The sequence below is a fragment of the Jeotgalicoccus nanhaiensis genome (genome assembly GCF_015235105.1).
GTDB lineage: Bacteria > Bacillota > Bacilli > Staphylococcales > Salinicoccaceae > Jeotgalicoccus > Jeotgalicoccus nanhaiensis.
In genome coordinates, this window is record NZ_JADGLW010000001.1 from 317508 (window position 1) to 342614 (window position 25107).

Annotated in this window: 31 protein-coding genes and 2 riboswitches; of the genes, 4 read left to right on the forward strand and 27 right to left on the reverse strand. The window is 41.3% G+C overall.

The genetic code is table 11. From position 1 onward, the window contains the following. Positions 1 to 88 precede the first annotated feature (88 nt). The 10 genes from IR135_RS01485 to IR135_RS01530 form a co-directional block, all read right to left on the reverse strand. Complete coding sequence (locus IR135_RS01485) at positions 89 to 334, reverse strand: DUF1450 domain-containing protein (RefSeq protein WP_135096048.1); 246 nt, start codon at positions 332 to 334, stop codon at positions 89 to 91. A gap of 61 nt (positions 335 to 395) precedes the next feature. Beyond that, positions 396 to 638: a NifU family protein gene (locus IR135_RS01490; protein WP_135096050.1), complete on the reverse strand. Its 243-nt coding sequence runs from the start codon at positions 636 to 638 to the stop codon at positions 396 to 398. A gap of 96 nt (positions 639 to 734) precedes the next feature. Further along, on the reverse strand, positions 735 to 1265 hold the full coding sequence (locus tag IR135_RS01495; protein ID WP_135096052.1) for a biotin transporter BioY: 531 nt from the start codon (positions 1263 to 1265) through the stop codon (positions 735 to 737). Positions 1266 to 1362: 97 nt separating this feature from the next. Beyond that, positions 1363 to 2124, reverse strand: a complete 762-nt coding sequence (locus IR135_RS01500; protein WP_135096054.1) for a TIGR01457 family HAD-type hydrolase — start codon at positions 2122 to 2124, stop codon at positions 1363 to 1365. Further along, positions 2117 to 2545, reverse strand: coding sequence for a DUF86 domain-containing protein (locus IR135_RS01505; RefSeq protein ID WP_135096056.1), 429 nt, complete (start codon positions 2543 to 2545; stop codon positions 2117 to 2119). The genes IR135_RS01500 and IR135_RS01505 overlap by 8 nt, the downstream gene beginning before the upstream one ends. 59 nt (positions 2546 to 2604) lie before the next feature. Then, on the reverse strand, positions 2605 to 2940 hold the full coding sequence (locus IR135_RS01510) for a YutD family protein (RefSeq protein WP_135096058.1): 336 nt from the start codon (positions 2938 to 2940) through the stop codon (positions 2605 to 2607). A 54-nt stretch (positions 2941 to 2994) separates the two neighbouring features. Continuing rightward, positions 2995 to 4578: a Na+/H+ antiporter NhaC family protein gene (locus IR135_RS01515; protein ID WP_135096060.1), complete on the reverse strand. Its 1584-nt coding sequence runs from the start codon at positions 4576 to 4578 to the stop codon at positions 2995 to 2997. A 74-nt stretch (positions 4579 to 4652) separates the two neighbouring features. Further along, positions 4653 to 4818: riboswitch (Lysine riboswitch) on the reverse strand. Positions 4819 to 4860: 42 nt separating this feature from the next. Then, positions 4861 to 6180, reverse strand: coding sequence for a bifunctional metallophosphatase/5'-nucleotidase (locus tag IR135_RS01520; protein WP_135096062.1), 1320 nt, complete (start codon positions 6178 to 6180; stop codon positions 4861 to 4863). Positions 6181 to 6191: 11 nt separating this feature from the next. Continuing rightward, on the reverse strand, positions 6192 to 7013 hold the full coding sequence (locus IR135_RS01525; RefSeq protein WP_135096064.1) for a sulfite exporter TauE/SafE family protein: 822 nt from the start codon (positions 7011 to 7013) through the stop codon (positions 6192 to 6194). Between the two features lie 12 nt (positions 7014 to 7025). Next, positions 7026 to 7874: a DUF72 domain-containing protein gene (locus IR135_RS01530; protein WP_135096066.1), complete on the reverse strand. Its 849-nt coding sequence runs from the start codon at positions 7872 to 7874 to the stop codon at positions 7026 to 7028. Between the two features lie 49 nt (positions 7875 to 7923). Here IR135_RS01530 and IR135_RS01535 point away from each other — a divergent pair, with 49 nt between their 5' ends. Genes IR135_RS01535 through IR135_RS01545 form a run of 3 tightly spaced genes read left to right on the forward strand, consistent with a single transcriptional unit; the run spans position 7924 to position 10312 of the window. Then, complete coding sequence (locus IR135_RS01535; protein WP_135096068.1) at positions 7924 to 8625, forward strand: ABC transporter ATP-binding protein; 702 nt, start codon at positions 7924 to 7926, stop codon at positions 8623 to 8625. After that, positions 8625 to 9383, forward strand: coding sequence for an ABC transporter permease (locus tag IR135_RS01540; protein ID WP_135096070.1), 759 nt, complete (start codon positions 8625 to 8627; stop codon positions 9381 to 9383). Before IR135_RS01535 ends, IR135_RS01540 begins: the two co-directional genes overlap by 1 nt. A gap of 14 nt (positions 9384 to 9397) precedes the next feature. After that, positions 9398 to 10312, forward strand: a complete 915-nt coding sequence (locus tag IR135_RS01545; RefSeq protein ID WP_135096072.1) for a DMT family transporter — start codon at positions 9398 to 9400, stop codon at positions 10310 to 10312. A gap of 64 nt (positions 10313 to 10376) precedes the next feature. Here the strand turns inward: IR135_RS01545 and IR135_RS01550 are convergent, their stop codons facing one another. From IR135_RS01550 to IR135_RS01595, 10 genes are all read right to left on the reverse strand, one after another. Next, positions 10377 to 10928 (reverse strand): thioredoxin family protein, encoded by a 552-nt coding sequence (locus IR135_RS01550; protein ID WP_135096074.1) that lies wholly within the window; start codon positions 10926 to 10928, stop codon positions 10377 to 10379. Positions 10929 to 10993: 65 nt separating this feature from the next. Beyond that, the gene (locus IR135_RS01555; protein ID WP_135096076.1) at positions 10994 to 11389 is read right to left on the reverse strand and encodes a hypothetical protein; all 396 of its coding nucleotides are present in this window, start codon (positions 11387 to 11389) and stop codon (positions 10994 to 10996) included. Positions 11390 to 11520: 131 nt separating this feature from the next. Continuing rightward, positions 11521 to 12942, reverse strand: a complete 1422-nt coding sequence (locus tag IR135_RS01560) for a YfcC family protein (RefSeq protein WP_135096078.1) — start codon at positions 12940 to 12942, stop codon at positions 11521 to 11523. Between the two features lie 149 nt (positions 12943 to 13091). After that, complete coding sequence (gene sufB, locus IR135_RS01565) at positions 13092 to 14489, reverse strand: Fe-S cluster assembly protein SufB (RefSeq protein WP_135096080.1); 1398 nt, start codon at positions 14487 to 14489, stop codon at positions 13092 to 13094. A 19-nt stretch (positions 14490 to 14508) separates the two neighbouring features. Beyond that, positions 14509 to 14949, reverse strand: coding sequence for a Fe-S cluster assembly sulfur transfer protein SufU (gene sufU / locus IR135_RS01570; RefSeq protein ID WP_115885987.1), 441 nt, complete (start codon positions 14947 to 14949; stop codon positions 14509 to 14511). Continuing rightward, on the reverse strand, positions 14939 to 16165 hold the full coding sequence (locus tag IR135_RS01575; protein ID WP_135096082.1) for an aminotransferase class V-fold PLP-dependent enzyme: 1227 nt from the start codon (positions 16163 to 16165) through the stop codon (positions 14939 to 14941). The genes sufU and IR135_RS01575 overlap by 11 nt, the downstream gene beginning before the upstream one ends. Positions 16166 to 16185: 20 nt before the next feature. Continuing rightward, on the reverse strand, positions 16186 to 17499 hold the full coding sequence (sufD, locus tag IR135_RS01580) for a Fe-S cluster assembly protein SufD (protein ID WP_135096084.1): 1314 nt from the start codon (positions 17497 to 17499) through the stop codon (positions 16186 to 16188). A gap of 15 nt (positions 17500 to 17514) precedes the next feature. After that, entirely contained in the window at positions 17515 to 18297 is a 783-nt protein-coding gene (gene sufC, locus IR135_RS01585) for a Fe-S cluster assembly ATPase SufC (protein WP_135096086.1), read from the reverse strand. A gap of 225 nt (positions 18298 to 18522) precedes the next feature. Further along, on the reverse strand, positions 18523 to 18867 hold the full coding sequence (locus tag IR135_RS01590; protein ID WP_135096088.1) for a DUF4870 domain-containing protein: 345 nt from the start codon (positions 18865 to 18867) through the stop codon (positions 18523 to 18525). 118 nt (positions 18868 to 18985) lie between these two features. Next, a complete protein-coding gene (locus tag IR135_RS01595) occupies positions 18986 to 19342 on the reverse strand; it encodes a DUF4870 domain-containing protein (protein ID WP_135096090.1) in 357 nt (118 codons plus the stop codon). Positions 19343 to 19499: 157 nt separating this feature from the next. Between IR135_RS01595 and cyoE the strand changes: the two genes are divergently transcribed. Continuing rightward, positions 19500 to 20405, forward strand: a complete 906-nt coding sequence (gene cyoE / locus IR135_RS01600; RefSeq protein WP_135096092.1) for a heme o synthase — start codon at positions 19500 to 19502, stop codon at positions 20403 to 20405. 129 nt (positions 20406 to 20534) lie between these two features. Here cyoE and IR135_RS01605 read toward each other — a convergent pair whose 3' ends face one another. From IR135_RS01605 to IR135_RS01635, 7 genes are all read right to left on the reverse strand, one after another. Then, entirely contained in the window at positions 20535 to 21365 is an 831-nt protein-coding gene (locus tag IR135_RS01605; protein WP_135096094.1) for a MetQ/NlpA family ABC transporter substrate-binding protein, read from the reverse strand. Positions 21366 to 21402: 37 nt separating this feature from the next. Beyond that, positions 21403 to 22095 carry a methionine ABC transporter permease gene (locus IR135_RS01610; protein ID WP_135096096.1) on the reverse strand — a complete coding sequence of 231 codons (693 nt, stop codon included), beginning with the start codon at positions 22093 to 22095 and terminating at the stop codon, positions 21403 to 21405. After that, the gene (locus tag IR135_RS01615) at positions 22092 to 23114 is read right to left on the reverse strand and encodes a methionine ABC transporter ATP-binding protein (RefSeq protein WP_135096098.1); all 1023 of its coding nucleotides are present in this window, start codon (positions 23112 to 23114) and stop codon (positions 22092 to 22094) included. The genes IR135_RS01610 and IR135_RS01615 overlap by 4 nt, the downstream gene beginning before the upstream one ends. 84 nt (positions 23115 to 23198) lie before the next feature. Continuing rightward, a riboswitch (SAM riboswitch) is annotated at positions 23199 to 23297 on the reverse strand. A 41-nt stretch (positions 23298 to 23338) separates the two neighbouring features. Further along, on the reverse strand, positions 23339 to 23653 hold the full coding sequence (locus tag IR135_RS01620) for a thioredoxin domain-containing protein (RefSeq protein WP_167753333.1): 315 nt from the start codon (positions 23651 to 23653) through the stop codon (positions 23339 to 23341). Next, the gene (locus tag IR135_RS01625; protein WP_135096102.1) at positions 23604 to 24011 is read right to left on the reverse strand and encodes a toprim domain-containing protein; all 408 of its coding nucleotides are present in this window, start codon (positions 24009 to 24011) and stop codon (positions 23604 to 23606) included. Before IR135_RS01625 ends, IR135_RS01620 begins: the two co-directional genes overlap by 50 nt. A gap of 96 nt (positions 24012 to 24107) precedes the next feature. After that, positions 24108 to 24488: a glycine cleavage system protein GcvH gene (gcvH, locus tag IR135_RS01630; protein WP_135096104.1), complete on the reverse strand. Its 381-nt coding sequence runs from the start codon at positions 24486 to 24488 to the stop codon at positions 24108 to 24110. Between the two features lie 66 nt (positions 24489 to 24554). After that, positions 24555 to 24911 carry a Spx/MgsR family RNA polymerase-binding regulatory protein gene (locus IR135_RS01635; protein WP_135096106.1) on the reverse strand — a complete coding sequence of 119 codons (357 nt, stop codon included), beginning with the start codon at positions 24909 to 24911 and terminating at the stop codon, positions 24555 to 24557. Between the last annotated feature and the right edge of the window lie 196 nt (positions 24912 to 25107).

The following is a 25107-nucleotide window of genomic DNA, read 5'->3' on the forward strand; positions in this document are numbered from 1 at the left end:
AAAAATCACTCCTGTTCTTAATACTTTGTTACAAAATTCTCAATATCATAATTATACTACACGAAAAACGTTAGCACCAACGATGAGTTCACTCATCTAATGCCTGATTATTTTTGTCGATTCGTTTATAAGTTTTCTCAAACAGCTGCTCACTGTTTTTAGCAGCCACGATTTCCCCGTCTACGAGAACAAAATAACTTTTGCTGCACAAACCGCAATTATTTGTGCATTCATAATCGACGACATCGATTGCCGGATTTTTATCCAGCTGAGCATACACATCGTGAGTCCCTTTTTGCATATTAGCGTTGCAAAACTCTACAATTGTATACATTGGTCATTCTCCTCACTCTGAAAAATAAAAAAACTAGAGACGGCCCGTCTCTAGTTGCGATTTAAAATACCTGCTCGATTTCAACAAATCCCGGTACTTCTTCAAGAAGTGCACGTTCGATACCGGCTTTAAGAGTAATCGTTGAACTTGGGCATGTTCCGCATGCTCCGAGAAGTCTGAGCTTCACAATACCGTCTTCAACATCTACGAGTTCAACGTCTCCGCCATCACGCAGAAGGAACGGACGTAATTTATTTAATACTTCCTCAACTTGTTCGTACATTGTATCCTGACTGACTGCCATAATTAGTTCACTCCAATCAATTTATGAGCATTACTTCGTATACAGTACATTATAATAGAAAGACACTTAAAAATCCATCATTTGAAAGTCCTATTTTTATGCGAGAACAAGCCCTCTTCCTGTTAAAGCTTTTGCAAACATAACAGTCAGCACTGCAAGAATAATGTCCTTAATTAAAAACGGCACAACAGCAGCCATCAGTATTTGAGTTAAGGACATCGGAGTTCCAATTACAGCACTCATAATAAACGAGAAGTACAATACGCCGCATATAAATATCGCACTCATGCCGAGCAGCGTAAAAGCAATCATTCTTTTAATTTCTTCACTTCCGCCCATGGCAGTAATTACAACGCCCGGTATGAATCCGAGCACGAATCCGAAGGACGGAGAGACGAGAGAACCAAGCCCGCCCGAGCCTGCAAACACCGGGATGCCGATCAGGCCGATTCCGATATAAGCCATAATGGAAATCAAACCCAATTTTTTTCCGAGCAGCATACCGGCCAGCAGCACCATCGGCACCTGCAGTGTAAATGGCACCGGTCCAAGCGGTATTCTAATCTGTGCACCAATTGCAATCAGCGCGGTAAATAAAGCAGCAAAAACAAGGTGTTTAGTTTTCATATCTTTTCTCCTGTTATTTGGTTTAGTTATATAATAACAGGAAAGAACCTTCATGTTAACCATAAAAATATAAAGGTTAACATGAAGGTTCATAAGTTTACAGCTTCCAGTCGTTAAGCGTATTAATCGTATACGCGGGCGTCACTCTTTTACTCATCACTTCTTCTTTTGAATGAACTCCTGTGCCAACGTGAATTGTATCGATACCGCCGTTAATCCCAGTCATAATATCAGTATCGTAATTATCGCCGATCATCGCCACTTCCTCTTTAAGCATGCCGAGACGCGCTAAAGCCCCGCTCAAAATATAGCTGTTCGGTTTCCCGGTGATAACCGGATTTACTCCCGTTACTTCGCTGACCAGTTTAACGAAGGATCCGTTCCCCGGAGAGAAACCGTAAGATGTTTTAATTTTTATATCGGGATTTGTTGCGAGAAACTGCGCTCCGTTTTGAATCAGCCGGCAGGCGGTAAGAATTTTATCGAAGGTAATAGATGTGTCGAGCCCCATTACAACAGCATCCGGTGCATAATCATTAAAAACAGCAGTTCCATCATGCGTCAGTGTATTTTTAAAACTTTCCGTGCCGATTATATATACAGACGGTATGTCAAAGGCCTCCTCCAGATAAACTTTCATAGCGTCAGCTGAAGTATATATATGGTTTTTTGCCGTCGTAAACCCCATACCCTCAAATTTTTTCAGAATTTCAGACGGCTGTCTTGTCGCGTTATTCGTCAGAAATAAATAGGGTATACCTGCCTTATTTAAACGATCGATAAAGTTCACGGCTCCCTCAATAACTTTATCACCATTAAACATTGTACCATCGAGATCTATTAAGTACCCTTTATACATCTGTATCACTGCTGAAAGCTGTGACTGCTTGCGGGTCGTTTTTATAAAAGTGCTCAATACTCGCCTTAAAGTTTTTATAGGCGCTGATATTCTCTTTGAAATCTGCGCGCATTGCGGCATGATCTACCGACTGGTAATTTCTCGTCAGCTCTTTTCTCCACTTCAGTGTATTCTTAAACTTCTCAGCATCTTCAGGTCCTATAACTTTTTCCTGAGCCAGAATATCAAGCACATCCTGATAGTTCCCAGGATCTCTTAATATAAATGCATCGATAATCATATTGCCGACGTCAACTGTCGCTTCGATCAGCATATGACATGCTCTCTCAAGTGCCAATTTGTTATCAGTATCAATCGTTTCTGCCAGACCTTCAATGTAGTCGAGACGTTTGTTTAAAAGCTTTTTATCCACAAAATACATTTCTACACCTCATCATAATTATTCTCTCTTATCATATCATACAAAAAAGAAGCCGGGTTTTACGACCCGGCCTCTTCCTTAATTTCTTCACCAGACTCTTCAGCCTGTTCTTTTAGTTCCTGTTTTGAAACTTTTCTTAATATAAAATAAGCACAGCCGAAGTTGCAGTATTCATTCAAGTACTCTTCGATGGCATTGACACGTTTGTCCGGTTCCACTTTACGTTTTGAATTTTTATAAAAACCGGCAAGTCTTAATTTTTCATAACCGACATCACCGACAATATAATCGTACTTATTCAATAGCTCGCTGTATTTTTCGATAAAAACTTCTTCATCAAATGCATCGCGGTAATTCTCCACGAGTTCAAAGTTCATATGATCAATAGTAATCATAGACGCACACCCTTTAATCAAACTGATACATTTATGATATCACAGTTTTTACCATTATGCGTTTTGTTTAGCTACCGGGCGGTAGATAAATTTAGCAATAATATAAACTGCAAGCAGTCCAATTATAACGCTCAGCAAACCAAAGTATACGTTAGCTGTATATCCGAGCACAACAAAGCCGAACAGTCCGATTAAAGCTGAAGTTAAAGCATACGGCAACTGCGTCATAACGTGGACAATGTGATCGCTGCCGGAACCGGTAGAAGACAGAATTGTCGAATCGGAAATCGGTGAACAGTGGTCTCCAAATACACCGCCTGCAAGTACAGCTGCGATTGACGGGAGGAGTAATTCCGTTGCACCAAGTGCAATAATAATTTCTCCAGCAACAGGAATCAGTATGCCGTAAGAACCCCAACTTGTACCTGTAGCAAGTGCCATAAAGCAAGCAACAATAAATACTACTGCCGGCAGCAGCGCTACTGGAAGGCTTGAGTTTTCCACCATTGAACCAAGAACGCCGCCGGTGCCGAGTTCACTGATTAACCCGCCGATCATCCAGGCAAAAGTCAGTATAAGCATGGCCGGAAACATCGCTAAAAATCCTGTTTTAATACCGAGCCAGACATGTCTCTTGCTGAATTCATTATCATTTCTCGTATGTCTGAAGTAATAGAACAGTGCCAGCACGAGACCGATAATGCCTCCTGTAAGCAGTGAATGTGTCACGAGGGTACTTTCCAGCACAGGCATCAGACTCCAGGTCCCTGCTTCCATCGCACCGGTCACATACATCGCTCCGATTACTCCGACAGCAAGTCCTGCAATCGGAATAATTAAGGCGCTGGCACCTGCACCATCATGCACAGGCAGGTCTTCATCCTGTTCTGCAAATTCAGGCACTTTATCACGTAATATTCCTTCGTTAATCGCCAGGTTCTCCTGTTTCCTCATCGGACCGATATCCAGTTTAAAAGAAATAACGATAAACATCATAACAAGTGCCGAGATAACATAAAAGTTCATTGGAATCATATACATAAAACTCTGAAAGGGTGATATATGTGTCATTCCAGCGCCGATTAATACCGGTGCTGTCATTCCCATAATACCTGCACCCCAGCTCGATACCGGTGACATAACGGCTACCGGTGATGCTGTCGTATCGACGAAATAAGCAAGTTTTGCCCGCGAAATATTATATTTATCAGTAATCGGCTTAGCAACCTGTCCGACAATTAAAGCACTGAAGTAATCATCGATAAACACTATAATTCCAAGCACTGCAGTCATAAAACCTGCACCGCGGCGCGTTTTAACTTTTGTCAGCGCCCAATTCGTAAACGCTCGCGCGCCGCCTGACATATTCATAAATGCTGTCATAATTCCGAGCAGTGTTAAAAATATTAATATGTAGGCATTCCATGTGTTCAGTCCGCCGTCTTCAATAAATATGCCGAGAAACGAATCGAACAGCAATTTAAAAAATTCTCCAAAGTGCCCATTCGCAATAACGAAGGCTGATGTAATAATTCCCGCACCGAGACTGATGCCTACTCTTCTCGTTATTACTACGAGTATGAGTGTAATTAATGGCGGGATCAGCGGCATATATTCCCAATTTAAAAATGACTCCATTTTTCTTCCTCCTAAATTTTTTCAATAAAAAAAATCATAAATACGCTGACAGTGCACGCATTTATGATTTATCTATTAAATGTAGCGCATCATGTAACTGACAGTGTCCAGCCTGTTAAACTGAACCCCAGAACAAATACCTGCCGGTATCATCCTTCGGCTCTTGTCCCTTTCAAGTATCCTTAAACGCATGCCTGCTGAAATACTTTACTGTTGAAAAGAGCAACCTCTACTTTATTTATTTGATTACTTAACATTATAGCATATCCCGGCTTTAAAAGACTATAAACATTCTATATAATTTTTTACGAGATCGCGCAGCAGGTCCGGCATAATATACTCTTTTTTCGAATATCTGAACTGCGGGAAAATCCTGCCGAAAGTGTACATATCAAGCGTTCCAAGCTTATATTTTTTCTTCTCATCGATGAGTTCGTTATCGATATAATACTCGCGTTCCGATTGGATATACTGGATATTATGCGTTACAAAACAGCCGAAAATGTCTCCTCTGAAGCCGAGACCGCGCACGATTTCATCTTTATACTCCTGACGGTTCGCCTGGGTAAATATTTCTTTCATCTCGCGTCCAGTCAACTCTATTTGTACAGCATTAATGGCGTGCGGCAGCACTTTATGCAAGTCATATTCAGTCAGTGCTCCCCCTTCAAACGGACTCGCAATAAGTCCCGTATGAATGAGCCCTGCATCACTGGCCGTAAAATCTTTAAGTATATACGCAAGGAGCGAGCTGAAGCGTCCAGCCGAATAAAGTCGCCGGTCTATCGGCAGTGCTGCTTCTTTAATGACTGTATTTTTTAATTTGGCTTTGCCTATATCATAATAATCGTTTTCGACCTGGGATAAGATATCTGATTCAATCAGCGCAGCTTTTTTCGCGGTAAGCCTGCCATTTTCAAAAGTGAGAGTGACTTCCCCGATATATTCACCGTATCTGCCGGCTGCTGCAAGCAGCACACCATTAACGCGCTCTCCTTTTTCAAAATGGTGATGCGTATGGGATGATAAAATTAAATCAATTTCAGGAAATCTATTAGCCAGAGTCTCGTCGTCATACATACCGAGATGGCTCATCATAACAATAACGTCCACCTTTGGTTCGAGTTCCCTTAAATATTTTTCTATCCAGTCAAAAGCATCTGCCACTTCCCAATCCAGTGCCAGATAAAATGGAGTAAACTCAACTGTTGCTGCAATGAATCCGATTTTTATCCCGCCGGTTTCCTTTATAGTATACGGTTTAAAATAAGGCTGTTTACTTCCTACTTCACGCAGATTGGCACAGATGACATCGAACTCTGCATCATCGTATAAATGCTTCAGCTGCTCTTTGGTCAGCGTGATTCCTTCATTATTCCCGAGTGTCGCTACGTCGCACGTTGCATTATTCAACAATTCGATATTGCCCTTTCCGAGCGTCGCTTCTGTATAAGGATGTGAACGGTCAACATGGTCGCCGATATCGACATAAAACATATTATTTCTGTACTGTCGTCTTTTATTTTTTATGAAGCTCGTAAACTTCATATAATTATGTAATGCACTGTGTATATCATTAGTATGATAAATTTTCACTTCCATACGAGCACTCCTTAAAGAATTGTTTGTAAAATCAAGTATGCACCGAGTATAAACAGGACGGTCCGGAGCAGTACTACTAAACCGTCCGAATTGAACCGCTGATTAATTTTAACTCCGGCAGTCGCTCCGATGATAGCAGCAGGCACGAGCATCAGTATATACGTATAAACGACGTTATTCTGGAGCACGTGGCCGAAAGCCGATGATACACCTGAGAAAAATACCATCATCATGCTCGTGCCGATGGCAATTGTCGGCGGCATTCTGAAAACCATCAGCATGAGCGGGGTCATCAGAACCCCGCCTCCTATACCGAACAGACCCGTTATAAATCCGACGAAAAAAGTTATCGTAATTGCAAGATAAGGCGGAAATCCGTAATGGTAAATGTTACCCATATTATCACGGTGAGGTTTTAAGTACTTAGGATTCTGGAATACTTTCATCGGTTTAATTTTCTTTCTGACAACGAGAAGTATACTGATAAAAATTAGAAATATACCGAAATACAGATTAAAGCTGTCAACTGTAAATAAACTGCTGGCATAAGATCCCGCGAGCGCCCCCGGCATCAGTCCAATCAGAAATAAAATGCCGTTCTCTCTGTCCACCTGCTTATTGCGCGCATATGAAATCATCGCACTCATGCCCGTGAATATCAGCAGCATACTCGATGTCCCGACAGCAGTCTGGGGTGTTATTGCCGGCAGCAGGCCGAGCTCAAGACCAAAAAACATCAGGGCCGGAACAACAATAACACCCCCGCCGATACCGACGAGCGAGCCCAGTATTGAAGAAAGCAGACCTATCAGTATAAGAACGATAAATTCCATGACTCCAGCCCCTTAGAATAATTTCAGCTGCTTCGGTGCAAGCCCGCTGTACTCTATACCCAGCATGCTGATCAGCTGTTTTGCGTTGCCGGCCGCATGCCCTCCTGAGTTATTATTAAAAACGATATAAATATCCTTTGTTTTATGCTGCAGTATATTAACCTGTTTTTGTAACCACTCCAGTTCCTGTCTGTTATAATCATATAAATAACGGACCTCCCGCCACTCTTCCGAAGTGCGGTTCTGCTGCGTCCAGCCGTGAACATTGCGGCCGTGCAGACGGATAAAGGCAGTATCATCTGTGATGCGGTTAACAAAAGGAACTGAACCGATTCCTGCCTGCGGCTCATCGCATATACTGTGAATTACTTCGCTGTCGTGCAGAAATTCCAGTGTATCTTCCTTATATTCATCACTGAACCATGTCTGGTTGCGGAACTCCACTGCGACTTTAAAAGGTTTCAGCAGGTCCGCCGCAAATTTTACATAACGGATATTTTTGCTGCTGCAGTCAAACCATGGCGGAAACTGAAGCAGAACAAATGCGAGTTTGTTTCTGTGAAACATAGGCATCAGCATTTCCCTGTACGCGGCAAAGACATCTTTAATAGAATCATAGTGATCTCTGTAATCGCTGTGCCCCGTCATAAATTGGTGGGCTTTTACTGCGAATTTGAAAGTTTCCGGTGTCTGGTCGCACCATTTTTCTATCGTTGACTGCCGCTGTACTGCGTAGTATGTTGAATCAAGCTCAACGATTGGAAAATGTGAAGCATATGTAATTAACTTATCTTTTTTATTTGAAAGTTCGGTGTACAGCGAATCGTGGTCGCCCCACCCTGTCAGTCCTATATAAATCATTAAATCACCTTACTTCATTTTAGCACATTTACATTGGAGGATATTAGTCATGGAGATTATTCAGTTTGAAAATGTCAGCCATCAGGAAATACTCCGTAATATATCGGGTTTTTTCAGAGAAAATAAAATTACGACTTTTATCGGCCCGAGCGGTGCAGGCAAGACTACCTGCCTGAAACATATTAACGGTTTACTCTCTCCTGATTCCGGAAGTGTATTCTACCGCGGTGAAGATATTAAAAATATAGATATTACCGGTCTTAGAAAAAGAGCCGGCATGGCATTTCAAAGCGCACCGATGTTCGCAGGCACCGTATACGATAATTTAAATCTGCCGCTTCAAATATTTAATGACAAGCTGAGTCAGGAACGTGCGGCAAATCTTCTCAGCATGGTAGAACTTAGTGAAGATTTTTTATACCGTAAAATAAACACCTTATCCGGAGGAGAGAAAAGCCGTATTTCATTAGCCCGGACCTTTGTCTCCCGTCCGGAAGTACTGCTGCTTGATGAAATTACATCAAACCTTGATTACACACTCGTCAGAGAGATTGAACGGCTCGTAATGAAGCTGCAGCAGGAACACGGATTGACTGTTATTTGGGTAACACATGACCTTGCCCAGGCTGAACGCGTCAGTGATGATATCTGGTTCTTAAACAGGGGCGAACTGCTGCTCCAGGGGCCGATAGCAAGTTTATATAATTCAAATAATACTTTTATACAGCAATTTTTAAAGGGGGAACGGTGATGGGTTTTCAGGAACTTTTCCTGTCCGGCGTCTTTGTTATCATCCCTCTCGCTATTGCAGTCGTACTGAAACTGGGGCTTACGAAAGATATCGTCATAGCTTCAGTACGTTCAATTGTTCAGCTGCTCATTGTCGGTGTGATACTCACCTTCGTCTTTGACAGTGACAGCAGTATTTATATGATATTAATGATTCTCGTGATGATTGGTGCCGCCAGTCAGAATGTAATTAAAAAAGGCACGCTTATTCCCGGCATAAAATGGATTATTATTTTAACGCTGACAGCTGTCGAAGCTGTTTCAATGAGCATTATGCTGCTGTTCGGTATTCTCGATTTTGAACCCGAACAGATTATTCCAATCAGCGGCATGATTATCGGTAACTGCATGGTGCTGTCGTTATTGTTCGTCAGTAAGTTTACCGATGAACTTGAGAACAGTGAAGAAATGATAGAGCTTATTTTATCCTTCGGCGGCCAGCCGAAAGACGCGGTTTCCCGCAGTTTAAAATCAGCGATTCAAACGAGTATGATACCGACGATAGAATCACAGAAAACAATCGGGCTCGTACAGCTGCCGGGTATGATGAGCGGACTGATTATTGGGGGCGCTCCGCCGATGGAAGCCGTCATATATCAACTGCTCATATTATTTTTAATACTTACTAACGCAACTGCAGCTTCTGTAATGGTCGGGTTTTTATCTTATCCGAAATTGTTTAACAGCCGGATGCAGTATTTGGGTTTGAAAAATGAATAAAAGGCGGGACTGCTATGAGAAATTCTCTGCATGTTAAAGGTTTAATTTTTGTTATTATCGGCGCCTCGCTGTGGGGAATCGGAGGCACGGCATCCGATTATATATTTACCACGACACCGGTCGATGTCAACTGGTACGTCACAGCAAGACTGACAGTCAGCGGTCTTATCTTATTATCTATATACACTTTATTTTTCCGCCGGAAACATCGGACTGTATGGAATAAACACACGGTGCTGATGTTTGCCGTTTATTCTATCTTCGGCATGACGATGGTTCAGTATACATTTATGGCGGCAATCGGCTTCGGCAACGCTGCGGTTGCAACTGTTCTGCAGTGCACCGGTCCAATTTATATCATTCTGTACGCGGTAATGAAAAAATACAGGCCGTGGACAAAAACCGAAGCACTTATAATTATCTCGATGCTGGCGGGTGTTATTTTAATTGCCACAAACGGCAATTTGACGAACCTCGCTGTATCACCAGCTGCACTACTTTTCGGACTTGCATCAGGGATCGCTCTAGCTTATTATACCCTTCATGCACCGGTGCTGCTGCAGGTGATTCATCCCCTGCAGCTCGTCGGCGGCTCGATGCTCGCTGGCGGTATTATTATGAACTTCATTCATCCGATATGGGTATTTGATTTCTCATTTGACTGGTCGGCAATGCAGATCATTATACTGGTTCTGTCCATACTGCTCGGGACAACACTCGCCTTCTATTTGTATATCACGAGCATGAAATACATCAGTTCAACGGAAGCGGGAATATTAGGACTCCTTGAGCCTGTATCTGCAGTACTGACATCTGTAGTGCTGTTAAATGTCGGACTTGGCGTATATCAGACAGCGGGTATTATTCTTATTCTTGGAGTAGGCGTGTTTATCAGTACGAGAAAAAAGGAAACACAGGAAACTTCGTAATTTATACAGTTTTTCTACACATAAAAACTCCTCTAAAGTAAACTTCTTTAGAGGAGTTTTAATCTTATTTTACAGTTAACGTTGCTTTTAAATCTTTTTCTACAGCATCCCACAATTCTGGTGATGTCTTGAACTTTTCTTTCATTTCTGTGATTGCAGATTTAAATGCTGCATCGTATTCTTCCGTGCCTTTTTCCGGCATATCTTTCATAATATCCTTTTGAATAACTGTCGTCATCGGTGCACGCGGTCCCCATACTGCTGCTTCTTTTTCTTCTTTGTTAATCGCAATGACTTTTGGAATTACTTTATTGCCGTTAGTTAAGTAACCGTTCATCAGTTCTTCGTTATCGTCACGCAATGCCACTTTCACATCAATGCCAGCTTCTTCTGCGAGCTTAAACAGAATTGGAAGGTTAAGCATGCAGTGACCGCACCATGGTTCAGCGATAACGAGCAGCTTCATCTCACTATTCTTGAAGTTCTCAAATTCATTATCTTTCGTTATGTCATGTTCGTTATAAATTTTATCGAATCCGTCTTTTAAATCTGTGAGCTTTTCACGATACTCATCCGGTGTTAAAGCATTGTCATAAAATACCTGTAAATTATCCATTTATCTCCCTGCCTTTATAAGTTGTTATTCTTATTATAAGACTTGAAAGTTAAATGATACAAATATTAATGCACGCGTTTATATTTCCGGACATCTTCTTCTTTTAAATTGAGGAAGAGATTGATGCCGAAGAGAATAATTGCGGCGAGGAACATCGGTCCGCCGATAAATGTAAAAATATGTGCAACGCCGGGATTAACCTGTACGAAAAATGTACTGAAGAGAAATAAAGGAACGCCGATATGATACAGCCAAAATGTCGCTGTTCCGAGACCGTTTTCTGCCAAATGAGGGTAGATTGATAACACTGTACCGATGCCGAGTGTTGACAGCCACCCGACTACGTTAACATGCGCATGTCCTGCAGCCCAGTTAAGCTGAATCGTATACGACATAAACAGTCCCACTGAAATACCAATCACAAGATAAAGCACCGACAATTTAATCCACGTATGACCCATTTAATACGCCTCCCATTTTTTGTATATAATTACAGGTTAGCACTAAATATAAATGTGTCAATTTAATGTCAGAATAATCAGTCTTAAGTATTATAAAAAAAGATGGACAGCAGACGCTGCCCATTCATGTTTTACTGTAAGTTAATCAGCGTTGCAATCACCAGTGCAATTGCCGCTATGATTAACCATATAATAATTAATTTCCAGACGAATTTAACCCATTTTATATAGGGAATACCTGCGACAGCAAGAACGCCCATCAGTGAAGCCGAGGTCGGTATAATACTGTTAGTTATAGCATCTCCATATTGATAGGCGAGTACAGCCACCTGTCTTGAAATTCCCTGGAGATCGGAAATAGGTACCATAATCGGCATCGTCGTCATCGCCTGACCGGAACCCGACGGAATAAAGAAGTTAATAATTACCTGGACCCCGAGCATACCGATTGCCGTCAGTGCAGTCGGTACATTATCAAGCACCGCACTCAGACTGTAAATAATTGTATCAATAATCAATCCCGATTCCAGCACGACAAGTATCGCTCTTGCAAAGCCGACAATAATCGCTCCGTAAACAACAATTTTCATACCGTCAATAAATGCATCAAATACAGTATTCAATTTCAGACCGCCGACAAAACCGATAATGATGCCGACGATAAAGAAATTCGCTGCCAGTTCCGTTAAGAACCATCCATGAACAAAAATACCGTAAACGTTTATCGCGATCGTCAGGGCAAATAAAACTATAATGACGATGTGCCGTTTTCTAAGTTCGGTCAAGACAAGCGCATCTTCCGTGAAATTGAGCTGGCCTGTTTGGCTTTCTTCATAAACCAGACTGCTTTTTGGATCTTTCTTAACTTTTTTAGCATAAGACATAACAAATAAAATGCCTATCAGCAACACTACAAAATAAACTGCCAGTCTGAAACCCCATCCTGAGAATATCGGCAGTTCTGCAATTCCGTGAGCAATACCGACTGTGAAGGGGTTAAACATCCCGCCGATAAAGCCCGCAGCCGCACCGAGTGTTACCATGGCTGTTCCGACCAGAGCATCGTAGCCGAGCGCAACTGACAGCATAATACCGATCGGCACGAAGATAATTGCCTCTTCCGACATTCCTGTAGTAAAACCAAGTATAGAAAAAACCGTCATAATTACCGGAATTACTAGCAGTTCATTTTTTTGAACATTGTTCATCACTTTTTGAATAATTGCTTCCAGTGCGCCGGTTTTACGAATTACTCCGAATGCACCTCCGATAAGGAATATGTAGAAAATAATATCTGCTGCTTCATTTAACCCTGTCGGAATAGCCATAATCAGATCCATAAACGATACAGGATTTTGTTCAACAGAATGGAAACTGCCTCCGATTACTTCAACTCTGTCCTCCACTTCCACGCGGTCGTACTCACCGGCTGGAATTATGTAGCTGAGTGCTGCTCCTAAAATAACGATGAACAGGAGTATCGCATATGTATGCGGAAACTTCTGACTAATGTCTTTTGAACTTTTCCCTTTTGTCTTTGTATCTTCTCCCATGTAATCACCCCTGAAATTATACTTTATCAATTACCCTGTAAAATGAGATATACACCTTTTATTTGAATTTTTTTAATAATACATTAAATAGCAGTAAAACACAAAAAACCGCCGCAAATTAATGCGGCGGTTTAAATATAGATATTTTATTAACCGATTGAACCTTCCATCTCGAAGGAAATTAAGCGGTTCATTTCTACTGCATATTCCATTGGCAGTTCTTTTGTAAACGGTTCGATGAAGCCCATTACGATCATTTCTGTCGCTTCCTCTTCACCAAGTCCGCGGCTCATCAGATAGAATAACTGCTCTTCTGACACTTTCGAAACTTTCGCTTCGTGCTCAAGAGAGATGTTATCATTTAAAATTTCGTTGTACGGAATAGTATCCGAAGTGGATTCATTATCCATAATCAGCGTATCACACTCGATGTTTGAACGTGCACCGTGTGCTTTACGCCCGAAGTGAACCTGACCGCGGTAAGAAACTTTACCGCCGCCTTTAGCGATTGATTTGGAAACAATTGTAGAAGATGTGTTTGGCGCAAGATGAATCATTTTCGCACCAGCATCCTGTAATTGTCCTTTACCTGCTAAAGCGATAGATAATGTCATACCGCGTGAACCTTCACCTTTAAGGAAGATAGACGGGTATTTCATTGTAATCTTAGAACCGATGTTGCCGTCAACCCATTCCATAGTTCCGTTTTCATCAACGAAAGTACGTTTTGTAACCAGGTTGTATACGTTGTTTGCCCAGTTCTGGATTGTCGTGTAACGGCAGTATGCATCGCGTTTAACAATGATTTCAACTACTGCAGAGTGCAGTGAGTTTGTCGTATAAGTCGGTGCTGTACAACCTTCTACATAATGAACACTTGAGCCTTCATCACAGATGATTAAAGTACGCTCAAACTGACCCATGTTTTCAGAGTTGATACGGAAGTATGCCTGCAATGGTGTATCAAGCTTAACTCCCGGCGGGCAGTAGATAAATGATCCGCCCGACCATACAGCCGAGTTTAATGCTGAGAATTTATTATCAGAAAACGGAACAACTGTACCGAAATATTCTTTGAATAATTCTTCGTTCTCTTTTAACGCAGAGTCAGTATCTTTAAAGATAACACCTTTATCTTCAAGATCTTTCTCCATGTTGTGATAAACAACTTCAGATTCATACTGAGCAGAAACCCCTGCTAAGTACTTCTGTTCAGCTTCAGGAATACCTAATTTGTCAAACGTACGTTTAATTTCTTCAGGTACTTCATCCCATGAACGTTCAGTCTGTTCAGACGGTTTTACGTAATACGTAATTTCATCGAAATCAAGTTCCGATAAATCTCCGCCCCATAAAGGCATTGGTCTGTCATAGAAGTGCTGCAGAGACTTAAGACGGTAGTCCAGCATCCACTGCGGCTCTTCTTTCATTTTAGATATTTCACGGACGATTTCTTCAGTTAATCCTCTGTCAGAACGGAAAATAGAAACGTCCTTATCGTGGAAACCATATTTGTAATCGCCAATATCCGGTGCTTGCTTAACCATATATGATCGCTCCTCAATACTAATTTTTATCGGATTCTTTAAATCCTTTTTCCAGTGCTTTCCAAGTGAGTGTTGCACATTTAATGCGTGCAGGGAATTGACTTACTCCCTGCAGCGCTTCAATATCGCCCATATCGTCAGTAATATGGTAGTCCTCACCAAGCATCATATTCGAAAACTCAGCAGCCATTTCTAACGCTTTGTCTGCAGGCTGATTCATGATAGCTTCTGTCATCATAGATGCGCTGGACATGGAAATTGAGCAGCCTTCCCCTTGGAACTTAACATCTTTAATGATGCCCTCTTCAACGTTCAATGTGAGCTGAATCTCATCACCGCAAGTCGGGTTATTCATTTCAACTGTCATCGAACCATCTTCAATTACACCCTTATTCCGGGGATTTTTGTAGTGGTCCATAATAACTGAGCGATACAGCTGATTCAGGTTGTTAAAATTCATACGAGAAAAACTCCTTCGTTTTTTCCAGACTTTCAATAAATTGGTCGATTTCTTCAATCGTGTTGTATATATAAAAACTTGCTCTTGCTGTCGACGATGCCTTGCACCATTTCATCAGCGGCTGAGCGCAGTGATGACCGGCGCGAACAGCAATTCCTTCTGAGTCCAGCGCAGTTGCGAGGTCGTGAGGGTGTACGCCTTTAAGATTGAAAGTGATAAGTCCTGCACGGTTGTCCTTGCCGGGACCATATATTTCAATTCCTTCGATTGCAGACATTTTGTCATAAGCATAGCGAACAAGCTCTTTCTCATGCTGATAAATATTATCGAGGCCGAGTTCGGTAATATAATCGATTGCTGCATTCAAACCGACAGCTTCGGCAATCATCGGCGTTCCCGCTTCAAACTTCACAGGAAGATCCGTCCATGTCGATTCGGTTTTATAAACATAATCGATCATATCTCCACCGTATTCAATCGGCTCCATTTTATCAAGCAACTCAGCTTTGCCGTATAAAATACCGATACCTGTCGGTCCGAGCATTTTGTGTCCGCTGAATGCGTAGAAGTCGACGTCCAAGTCCTGCACGTCAACTGCCATATGAGGTACAGCCTGTGCACCGTCAACAGAAATATACGCATTGTGAGCATGGGCTATTTCAGCAATCGATTTAATATCATTAATCGTGCCGAGTACATTTGATACATGTGTAATCGCAACGATTTTTGTTTTGTCGCTCATCGCTTTTTCCACGTTGTCAAGCGCTATCGTTCCGTCTTCTTCCAGGGGAATAAAGACAAGTTCCGCACCTTTTCGCTTGGCAAGCTGCTGCCAGGGGACGATGTTAGCGTGGTGTTCCATTTCGTTAACGACGATTTCATCGCCTTCTTCAATAACCAAATCGCCGAAGCTGCGGGCAACCAAATTAATTGCCGCCGTAGTTCCGCGCGTATAAACGATTTCTTCAAAGCGTTTTGCATTGATAAAACTGCGTACTTTCATACGCGCTTTTTCATACGCATCTGTCGCTTTCGTTCCGAGTGTATGCACACCGCGGTGAACGTTTGAGTTATACTCTCTGTAATAATCGTTCATAGCCTCGATTACTTTTAATGGTGTCTGACTCGTTGCTGATGTATCTAGATATATGAGGTCTTTTCCGTTTACCTGTTCACCAAGTATCGGGAAATCCTGACGGATTTTTTGTATATCCATTCGTCAGAGCCCTCCCTTCCTTAAGATAGTACCTTAAGCTCGATAATCTCTTTGAGTTGTTTTCTGACAGATTCGATAGGCAATGCTTTAACTACCGGATCTAAGAAACCATGAATTACAAGACGTTCTGCTTCTTTCTTCGCGATACCGCGGCTCATCAGGTAGAAGAGCTGCAGATCATCAACACGGCCGACTGAAGCTGCGTGCCCTGCTGTAACGTCGTCTTCGTCAATAAGAAGAATCGGGTTAGCATCACCGCGCGCTTTTTCACTCAGCATCAGAATACGTGATTCCTGCTGTGCGTCAGCTCTTGTAGCACCATGCTTAATGTAGCCGATACCATTAAAGATACTAGTAGCGCTGTCTTTCATAACACCGTGCTTAAGAATGTGAGCGTTTGAATCTTTACCGTAATGAATAATCTGCGTAGTGAAGTTCGCTTTCGTTTCACCGCGGCCTACAGTTACAATCTTAAGATCTGATTCAGAACGGTCTCCGTTCAGATAAGTTGTGTTGTCGTAAATGATATTTGAATCGTTCATCAGCCCTAAAGCCCAGTCGATATTTGCATCATCTGCTGCAACACCGCGTCGGTTAACATAACCAGTCATTTCTTTCGGCAGGAAATCTACAGAGCCGTAAGTGATTTTAGAGTTATTTAACGCGATAACTTCTGAGACGATATTAATTTTTTCAGTTGACGATTCAAGGTTGGTAAAGTAGTTCTCAACGTAAGTTACTTCAGAACCTTCATCTGCAACAATCAGAACGTGGTTGAATAATGAAGCATCTTTGTCGTCGTGGAGTACTACCATCTGAATCGGGTCTTCAATGTGGACATCTTTAGGCACATAAATGAAAATACCGCCGTTTAATAATGCAGCGTGATATGCCGTTAGTTTGTTCTCATCAATTTTAACGCCTTCAGTCATAAAGTACTTCTCAAGAAGTTCAGGATGATTATTTGCTGCGTCGATGATGTTTTCAGCAATAACACCTTTTGCTTTCAATTTTTCATCTAAACGAAGGTAAGCTGGTGTGTTGTTGTGCTGTACATATATATTTTTACTGTTATCCAGGTCAATTAATCCTTTAACAGCTTCCGGCAGTTCGTCAAGAGAGTTGTAAGTACTGCTCTCAACAACTGGTGAAGTTACGTTAAAGAAATCCCATTTGTCTACCTTAGTCTTGTCAGGTTTAATCATGTCAAGACTATCAAATTGTTCTACTGCTTCTTTTCTTTTACCGAGCAGGAACTCAGATTCGCCTCTGTTATTTGCAGCGGCAATAATCTCTTCCTTGTTCAGTTCGAATGCATTTAATTCAGTAGCCATAGTGATCCTCCCGTCTTATTTGTCTTCAGTGACAGTTTCGTCGTCAATGCCAAGTTCTTCTTTAATCCAGTCGTAACCTTCAGACTCAAGGCGTTCAGCAAGTTCTTTCCCGCCTGATTTAACTACTTTACCTCTCATCATTACGTGAACAACGTCAGGTGTAATGTAGTTAAGTAAACGCTGGTAGTGAGTGATGATTAAAGAACCGAATTCCTGGCCGCGAAGCTTGTTGATACCTTCAGATACAACTCTGAGAGCATCGATGTCAAGACCGGAGTCAATCTCATCTAAAATACCGAATTTAGGCTCGAGCATCATTAACTGAAGAATTTCGTTACGTTTCTTCTCTCCGCCTGAGAATCCTTCGTTAAGGTAACGTGTAGCCATATCCGGATCCATTTCAAGGTATTCCATGTTTTTATCTAATTTCTTAATGAACTGCATTAAGTTAATCTCGTCGCCCTCTTCACGCTGTGCATTAATTGCAGAACGAAGGAAGTCAGAGTTAGTTACACCAGAGATTTCTGATGGATACTGCATACCGAGGAATAAACCAGCTTGAGCACGCTCGTCTACTTCCATTTCAAGAATGTTTTCACCGTCAAGAAGAACTTCACCTTCTGTAACGTCATAACTCGGGTGACCCATGATAGCTTGTGCAAGTGTAGACTTACCAGTACCATTTGGTCCCATTACAGCGTGGATTTCACCCTGCTTAAGTGTTAAATCAACACCCTTTAATATTTCTTTACCGTCTATTTCAACGTGTAGATTCTTAATTTCTAAAACAGATGCCATGTCTAATCCTCCAATTGAAATTTAAGATTTTCTAATACTCTTATAGTTTATAATAATTCTAATCTATAGTCAAAGTACCAGACTCCTTGCAACACCTATATATTATACCCCAAAAAGCGCGCAGTTTAAAGGGTTCAGCTTCTTAATATGAGTCTTGACGTCAAAAAAATAAAAACACTTCTAAATGACTATTCTATCATTTAGAAGTATTTTATCTACTTTTGTCTATTTGAAAATATCGATTGTAAACGGCGGTTTATAGACCTCTCCATTAACAGCTTTAACGATTCCGATAATCGCAAATACGTAAAATGCAATCGTTACTATCGGACCGAGTACAAGTCCAATCAGAATGATTGATGTCAGCCATGCAGCAAACATGTAAATTGTATATGATAATCCGAAATTTGCAACGTGACGGAGTGCATCTGAGGTAAGCGGATCATCATCTTTTTTCAGTACCCAGATTATTAGCGGACCGACTACTGCAGTAAATAGCGATACGATATAGGAAACTAAAACCAGCGTGCTGTCGAAACCGGTTCTCGGTGAATTATCAAAGTCATTCATATTAGTTCCTCCCGTCTATCTTCAAGTTAAAATACACTTTAATTTTACCATTACTCTATTATCTGTGCAATTTATCAGACAAAAAACCAGACAGCTTCTGCTGTCTGGCAAAGGGGTTTTACTTTATAAAATCAATCGTAAACGGCGCTTTGTAAATCTCACCGTCCGATGATTTAACAATCCCGATAATAATAAATATATAAAATGCCACGGTAATAATCGGTGTCAGTATATAACCGATGAGTATTATCGCCGTTAAGCCCGCAATAATTAAATAAATTGTATAGGAAATACCGAAGTTCACTAAATTTCGCAAGGCAACTTCCGTTGCAGGATCATCATCTTTTTTAATTACCCAGACAATTAACGGACCGATAACGGCGGTAAAAAACATTAGCACATAGGTGATAATAACCAGTGTTTTGTCAAAACCGTTATGGACTATATTGCTGTAAGGCTGTTCATTATTCTCCATTAAAACTCTCCTCCTCCGGTTAATTTTATTTATACCCTGTACTATGACTGCAGAAACATCTTTTCGTTCACATAATTTATCTATTCCCGCATTTCGCGAATAAGTCTGTACTGATATAATATACTGTATTGATTATAACACTTGTGAGGGAATTTTTTTGAATACACATAATACTTCAACACGCAGTCCGTCAAAATTTATAAATTTGCTGATCGATATAAAATACTTATTAAAAGGTAAGGTCCTCGCTGCCAATGTACTGCCCGTATTTACAGCTTACTGGCTCGCTTTGTACTTTAACGGCGAAAACTTTACCGATCACTGGGTGCTTTTTATTTTAACGATGGCCGGCAGCACCCTCGTTATTTCCGGTGCACTGATGTTCAATAACTGGTTTGAATACGATCTTGATAAAAAAATGGACCGTACTCAGCAGCGTCCGACCGTTACCGGCTCATTTCCTTTAAAAGGTGTACTGATTGCTGCGGTCGCAACGACAGTAATCGGACTGGCTCTCATGCTGATAACAACAATCGAAGCAGCAGTATATTCATTTTTAGGCTGGTTCTTCTACGTCGTCCTGTATACATTCTGGTCGAAACGCCGGTACACAATTAATACGATAATAGGCAGTATCTCCGGTGCATTTACGCCGCTGATCGGCTGGGCTGTAATTGCCCCCGCTGCTCATGTTGTCCCGATTGCCTTATTCTACATATTAATTATCTGGCAAATTCCGCATACGCTAGCTATCGCTGTTAAACGCCTCGCTGACTATACAAGAGCCGGCGTGCCGATGCTTCCGGTCGTTATCGGAGTCGATGCGACGATCAGACAAAACCTGTATTACGTTATCGCCCTCGTGCCTGTGCCGTTTATCCTGCTTGGAACATTCGGCTGGATATTCTTTACCGTCTCGTTGATTCTGACTTTAGTATGGATTTTCCTGTCTGTGAAAGGATTGCAGACTGATAATAAAGAGCGCTGGGCAAATATTAATTTAAAATATTCACTGATATATCTAATCACCTTATTTATATTGATGATTGTGCTGACGATATAAAACAAGCCTGAAATGACTGATTGAGACTGGTCATTTCAGGCTTGTTTTTTAAAGTCATTTTGGATAGACAGTTCTTTTCGTAGAAATCAAAAAAGCACTCACAGAGGAGTGCTTTTTGAAGCATCGTTCTTATTCAGCTGGAATAATAGTGCCGTCGTATTCTTCTTCAATGAACTGAACCATTTCTTCCGATTGCAATACTTCGATTAATCTTTGCAGTTCCGGACGTTCTTCATCGCCTGCTCTTACAGCGATAAGGTTAGCGTATGGCGAGTCTCCTTCTTCTACAGCAATTGAATCGTCAACCGGGCTTAAGCCCCCGTCGATCGCGAAGTTAGCGTTGATAATTACTGCCGGCGCCTCGTTATTTTCGTACATGCTTACCAGCAGCTCAGGTGCTGTATTGTTATCGAACTCAAAATTGTGCGGGTTTTCTGTTATATCATCAAATGTCGCATCCTGGATTTCGATGCCTTCTTCGATTTCAACCAGACCTGCATTTACGAAGAATGACAGAAAACGTCCTTCTTCAGCAGGGTTATTCGACACTAAAATTGTCGACCCGTCAGGAATATCTTCCAGTGAATCATAATCGTTTGAATATACTGCCATTGGCTCGATATGTACGTTGCCGATGCTTGTTAAATCATAACCGTGCGATTCAGTTTCACCATCTAAGTAAGGTGTGTGCTGGAAGAAATTAGCGTCCACTTCTTCATCAGCAAGCAATCTGTTAGGCGTAGTGTAATCGTTAACGATTTCCACGTTAACTGTGATATCTTCTTCAGCTAAAATATCAGCTGCTCTTTCTAAAATTTCAGCGTGCGGTGCAGGTGATGCCGCAACTGAGATTTCAGCCGCCTCTCCTTCAGCACTTTCTTCTGAGTCCGAACCGTTACCGCATGCTGCTAAAACTAATACGAGTGCAAACAGAGTGACAATACCAAAAATCTTCTTCATGTAATAGCCTCTTTTCATTATAGTTTTTATTGTTAGATCAGCGTTTATCGACTGCTTTAGACAGAGTATCTCCAATAATCTGGATGATAAAAACGATGATCAGAATTACTACAGTTGCAACGAGTGTGACATCCGGCTGGTTTCTTGTGAAGCCGACCATATAGGCGAGGTTACCAAGACCTCCCGCACCGATAACTCCGGCGATTGCAGTAGAGCCGACAAGCATAATTGATGTCACCGTGATACCGGAAATGAGAGCAGGCAGCGATTCCGGAATCAGCACTTTCCAAATGATAGTCCACGTGTTCGCTCCCATCGATTCAGCCGCTTCAATAACACCCTTGTCGATTTCCTTCAGACCGATTTCAACGAGACGGGCAAAGAAGGGCGCTGCACCGATAATCAGTGCAGGAAGCGCACCATTTGAACCCATTACCGTTCCCATAATTGCTTTTGTGAACGGCATAATTAAAATAATTAAAATGATAAATGGTATTGCTCTGAAGAGGTTAACAATAAATGATGTTGCGCCGTAAACCGGTTTTGACACACCGTTATGACTTTTATTCGATAAGAATAAAATAATACCGAGTATCAGCCCGATCAGGAAGGCCAGTGCAGTTGCTATCACGGTCATATAAATTGTTTCGTAAGTCGCTTCTAAAACTGCATCCCATTTCACGTTTTCGAAGGCGAACATTTCTTTAAATGCTGTCAGAAATTCATTCATTTACTTTCAACCTCCAGCGTGACATCGTGTTTTTTAAACTCTGCAGTAATTTGTTCCAGTGTTTCCTGATTAATATCGAGGGCGATATAAAGATGACCGTATGATTCCTGATTCGTCTGCTTAATATTTCCTGACAGGATATTTACATCAAGACCGTAATTCCGGATAACTTGAGAGACAATCGGCGATTTTGTGCGGGTGCCGACAAATGTCAGCTTAACGATAGTTGAAGTCGGGAAAGCTTCTTTTATTTCTTCCATGGCTACTGCGTGGTCATCATCCGAAATATCATCCTTAACGAAACGTTTCGTTACATTTGACTGAGGATTCTGGAACAGTTCGATAACTGGCCCCACTTCCACTACTTTACCGTTTTCCATGACAGCTGCCCGGTCGCATATTTTTCTGATAACATGCATTTCGTGCGTAATCAGCACGATGGTCAAGTTCATCTTTTTCGTAATATCGACGAGCAGGTCAAGCACTTCATCTGTCGTTTCAGGATCCAGAGCACTGGTCGCTTCATCGCACAGCAGAACCTGTGGTTCATTCGACAGCGCTCTCGCAATGCCGACGCGCTGTTTCTGGCCGCCGGACAGCTCACTCGGGTAGTTGTTTTCGCGGCCTTCCAGACCAACCAGCCTTATCAGTTCCGAAACACGCAGCTGCCGTTCTTTTTTAGGTACACCTGCGATTTCCAGCGGAAAGCTGATATTTTCAGCGACTGTTCGTGACCAGAGCAGGTTAAAATGCTGAAATATCATCGATACTTTTTGACGTTTTTGCCGCAGTTCTTTCATCGTCATGCCGCTGATTTCATCACCGGTTACTGTAACAGTCCCTTCCGTCGGCTGCTCCAGTCCATTCAAGAGACGAATCAGCGTGGATTTGCCGGCGCCCGAGTAGCCGATAACTCCAAAAATTTCACCTTTCTTCACATTCAGACCGACATTATCTACTGCCGTTATATTTTGATTTTTAGTTTTAAATATTTTAGTCACATTACTAATATCTATCATTATATATAAATCCCTTCCCTTTCCAGGAGAACAATTAAAAAAACCTACTCCAAAAATGAGTAGGCTTTTAAACGTTCATTACGCCTCTCATCTGAGGATATTAATCCAGTGATTTGGCACCTTGTCACGATGACGGTTGCCGTGGCTTCTAAGGGCACATCCCTCCACCACTCTTGATAAGAGTTAATATTTGATTGAAATTCATATTATCAGACTATTCTTTATTAGTCAATCAGAAATTCTTCCAGAACTTCGTTTAAATAAGTAACAGATTGAAATGCGTAGACTTCCCTGACAAGTTTGCCGTTTTTAAACAGCAGCAGTGCTGGCGCAGAACGAATCTGATATTTATCTATCAGTGTTTTATAAAAATTTAAGTTGATGCGTTCATAGCTGATTTCTCTTGCAGAAGCAGCGACGCTGAGCATCGTTTCTGAGATATCGCATGTTTTGCACATCGTTGCATAGCCGAAAATAATATAATACTCTCTATCCTGTATATTCTTTAATATATTTTCCGTTGAAATTGTTTCCTTCACGATAAAACTTACCTTTCATTATTAGGCTCGTATCTACATAAAAACCGTGTCTGAGCAAGAGGTTTGCAAGGTAGTCATGCGGACAGCGTCCGACTTCCCCGAATTTGGGATCTATATAAATATGAGTACTTTCACTAAGATGTTTTTTAAACCATTTACGAATTTTTCTTCCTTCCTTATCCGCATCGGATAAAATGAATATTTGAGAATCGCCAAGCTGATCAATAATCTCATCCAGTTTTGAAATACCCATCGTACCGAAGGTGCAAATTATCTGTACAGGTTCCACCAGCACTTCTTCCAATCTGCGCTTATCCGTTTTTCCCTCAACAATGAGTACTTTATCAGAAAGATTCATCCGTATCACCCTTAGTTAAATTTTTAATATAAATTCACTTTAAGCAATAAATATAGGTTTTAAAAAAACTCCGGACAAAAGTCCAGAGCTAAGTTATTATTTCTCGATTACTGCCTGGTAACCAGCAGCATCAAGAAGGTTATCTAATTCGCTTTCATCTGAAAGTTCAACTTTCAGCATCCAAGCACCTTCGTATGGATTTTCGTTAACAAGTTCCGGACTGTCCTCAAGCTCTTCGTTAACAGCAACTATAGAACCGGAAACCGGTGCATATAATTCAGAAACAGTTTTCACTGATTCCACGCTGCCGAAAGAATCACCTGTAGAGATGTCGTCGCCTTCTTCTGGAAGTTCGACAAATACGATATCTCCAAGTTCAGACTGTGCAAAGTCAGTAATACCGATTGTTACAGTATTTCCTTCAACTATAATCCACTCATGATCTTCGCTGTACTTTAAATCTTGTGGTAATGACACGCTAAAACCTCCCTTTTAACTTATCATACTTATTGTTGCACAATTGCCATACTTTAGGCAAGTGAATTAATTCAATAATGCATTTTTATAAGTTTCTTCTTTAAAACCTAATAACACATCATCATCAAGTACAACCATCGGCCGCTTAATCAGCATGCCGTCACTTGCGAGCAGTTCCAGTTTCTCTTCTTCACTCAAATCATGAAGACGTTCTTTTAATCCGAGCTCTTTAAATTTAGTGCCCCGCTTGTTAAAAAAGTCATCAATTGAATGCGACGATTTGTCGAGGATACCTTTCAGCGTATCTTTAGCCGGTACATGCTTAACCATATCAATTTCAGTAAACTCCAGATTATTATCTGCTAAAAACTTTTTGCCCTTGCGGCAAGTCGTGCATTTAGGGTATTCGTAAAATGTAATCATAGTTATCCTCCCGAATAAGAAATTATTCTTACACTTATAATACCCCAGATAAAGTAAATTAGACATATGCAAAAACGAAAAAAGTCCGAAACCTCAGGGGAAGGTTTCGGACAAAGGGGCTGGGGAGAAGAGTTAAGTTTTCATATCTTCTGGTTCCCATTTTATCAGCTGGTTATTATTCTTTCGTTAACCTGCT